Origin of the sequence: Geminicoccus flavidas (genome assembly GCF_009806515.1) — a bacterium.
In the GTDB taxonomy this organism is placed as follows: Bacteria; Pseudomonadota; Alphaproteobacteria; order Geminicoccales; family Geminicoccaceae; genus Geminicoccus; species Geminicoccus flavidus.
In genome coordinates, this window is record NZ_WUJP01000090.1 from 1 (window position 1) to 2,315 (window position 2,315).

Annotated in this window: 3 protein-coding genes; all 3 read right to left on the reverse strand. The window is 68.3% G+C overall.

The window, feature by feature from the left end; all coding sequences use genetic code 11:
• Positions 1-711, reverse strand: a 711-nt coding sequence (locus EQG76_RS02305; RefSeq protein WP_159710251.1) for a serine O-acetyltransferase, incomplete at its 3' end; no start/stop codon positions are given.
• A 187-nt stretch (positions 712-898) separates the two neighbouring features.
• Positions 899-1,588, reverse strand: coding sequence for a gamma-glutamylcyclotransferase (locus tag EQG76_RS02310; protein WP_159710247.1), 690 nt, complete (start codon positions 1,586-1,588; stop codon positions 899-901).
• Positions 1,589-1,626: 38 nt separating this feature from the next.
• On the reverse strand, positions 1,627-2,315 hold a 689-nt coding region (locus tag EQG76_RS02315; RefSeq protein WP_235031169.1), incomplete at its 5' end, for an alpha-E domain-containing protein.

Consider the following 2,315-nt stretch of genomic DNA (forward strand, 5'->3'; position numbering starts at 1 on the left):
CGCGATCCGCGCACAGGCACCGATCTCGATATTGCCCAGGATCTTGGCACCAGCCCCGATCATCACGCCCTTGCGCACCTTGGGATGCCGGTCGCCGGCCTCCTTGCCGGTGCCGCCCAGCGTGACACCCTGAAGCAGCGAGACGTCGTCCTCGATGACCGCGGTCTCGCCGACCACGAGGCCGGTGGCATGGTCCAGGAGGATGCCCCTGCCGATCCGCGCGGCCGGATGGATGTCCGTCTGGAACACCTCGGAGGACCGGCTCTGCAGGTAGAGGGCGAAGTCGCGCTCGCCATTCTCCCACAGCCAGTGGGTCAGCCGGTGCGCCTGGATGGCGTGGAAGCCCTTGAAGTAGAGGAATGGCTCGATCAGCCGCTCGCAGGCGGGGTCGCGATCATAGACGGCGGTGATGTCGGCCTGCAGGCCCTGGGCGATCGCCGGCTCATGGCTGGAGGCCCGGTGGAAGGCCTGCAGGATCAGGGGCTGGGAGATCACGTCGTTCTTCAGCCGGGCGGCGATCCGGTGGAACATCGCCGATTCAAAGCTCGGCTGGTTGATGATCGAATCGAGGAACAGCGGGGCCAGCATCGGCGATTTGGCGCAGGCCTCCTCCGCTTCCCAGCGCAGCTGACGCCAAAGGGCGTCGGACACGTCGCCCTGCGCCTCGGGCGATACCAGGGTCAGGTGCTTGTGCTTGGTCGCGGCTGCCATCGTCATTCCGTCGCCTCCGGCGACCGGCATCATCCGGTCATCTCGCCGCCGAACGCCGGTCGGGCCGGCTCCGTTCCCCTGCCACCGGCCAAGGGCTGCGCGGTCGAGGATGGACATCTAGCCGCGCCGGCGGCCGATCGGCAACGTCAGCATTTCTTTAGTGCGATTTCAGCATTGCCGAACCCGCTCAGATCCCGGCCCCGGTCTCCGCCTGGATGCGTTGCGCCACCCGTTCCTGCAGCCGCCAGAGATGCCGGTCATGGATGCCGTACTGCTCGAGCGACGCCACGGTCTTGTAGAGATATTCCGCACAGGACCCGCCATGGCCGCAGGCTCTCGCCAGCATCGCGACCGTTTCGTCCGGGTCCGGCTCCGGCCGGTAATAGGAGCAGTTCCGGTTGGCGACGAAGCCGAGCGCACGGACATTGCCCGTCGCCGTACGCACCTCGAACCAGTGCGGCCGGTTGCCGGAGTCGGTGTAGACGAGTTCCCGGCGCAAGAGGAGTTCGACGTCCTTGCGCACCTCCGCGTCGGGCAGGCGAAACAGCACGCCCTTGCAGGAGCCGCCGCGATCCAGCGCCAGCATCAGGCCGGGCTCCTCCGGCGTGCCGCGCCAGCGGGTCAGATGGAGGCAGTAGGCGCGATGCCAGCCATGCACGATGCCGACCCGCGCCTCGGCCTGGCGAAAGGTCGGGTTCCACAGGAGCGAGCCATAGGCGAAGACCCACAAGGGCTCGCCCGGCCGGATCTCGCGGAGCAGCCGTTCGGTCATCTGCCGATACTGGTCGTCGCTCAAGAGCGCCAGGTCCGCAGGGTGCCCGGGATCGGGCACCACCCGATGGACCCGGCTCACCAGGTCGGGGGTCAGCGCACGCATGCGGGCGCGCCGGCTGTTCGTTGCGTCGATGCGGATACTCATGCCGTTCTGGCTGGCTCCTCCGGGGCATCTTCCGGCGGCCAGCCGAAGAAGGCGCGGCCGAGGATGCCGTTGAGTTCGGTCAGGCTCTGCTGGATGAAGTCGTCCAGCGCATGCACCGAGCCGGCGGCGATCGCCCTGGTCACCTTGATCGGCTCCAGGTCGTCACGCAGACCATCCAGATGCTCGATCGCCCGGCTGGCCGCCCGCAGCCCGTAGCGGCGGCGCAGATGGTGCAGATGCTCCTCGATGGCGGCCAGGTGGTAGGCCACCGAGCGCGGGAAGGACGGGTCGCACAGCATGAACAGCGTGACCTTCTCCTGGTTGATCTCGCGCGGATGGCGGCGCCGGAAGGCCTGGTAGCCGGCAGCCGAGCGCAACAGCGCCGTCCAGTAGCTGACGTCGCCGGCCGCGTCATCGCCCTCGCGCAGGGCCGCGGCGAACAGCTTGGCGTCCAGCAGCCGCGTGGTCTGGTCGGCGCACTCGATCGCCCGGCCGAGCTCGTAGAAGGTCCAGGCCTCGTCGCGGTACAGCGTGCCGGCGGCGATGCCGTAATGAGCGTCGCAGCCGTCCTTGATCTGCGCGCACAGCCGCGAGAGCCGCTCCTCGGCCAGATCGTCGATGCCGAGCGTCAGCACCCGGTTGTAGAAGACGTTGAGCTGCACCCACATCTCGGTGGTGATCAGCG

Excerpts from the sequence above, each read along its gene's own strand:
- EQG76_RS02310 (WP_159710247.1), bottom strand. The coding sequence starts at position 1,588 with ATGCGTGCGCTGACCCCCGACCTGGTGAGCCGGGTCCATCGGGTGGTG.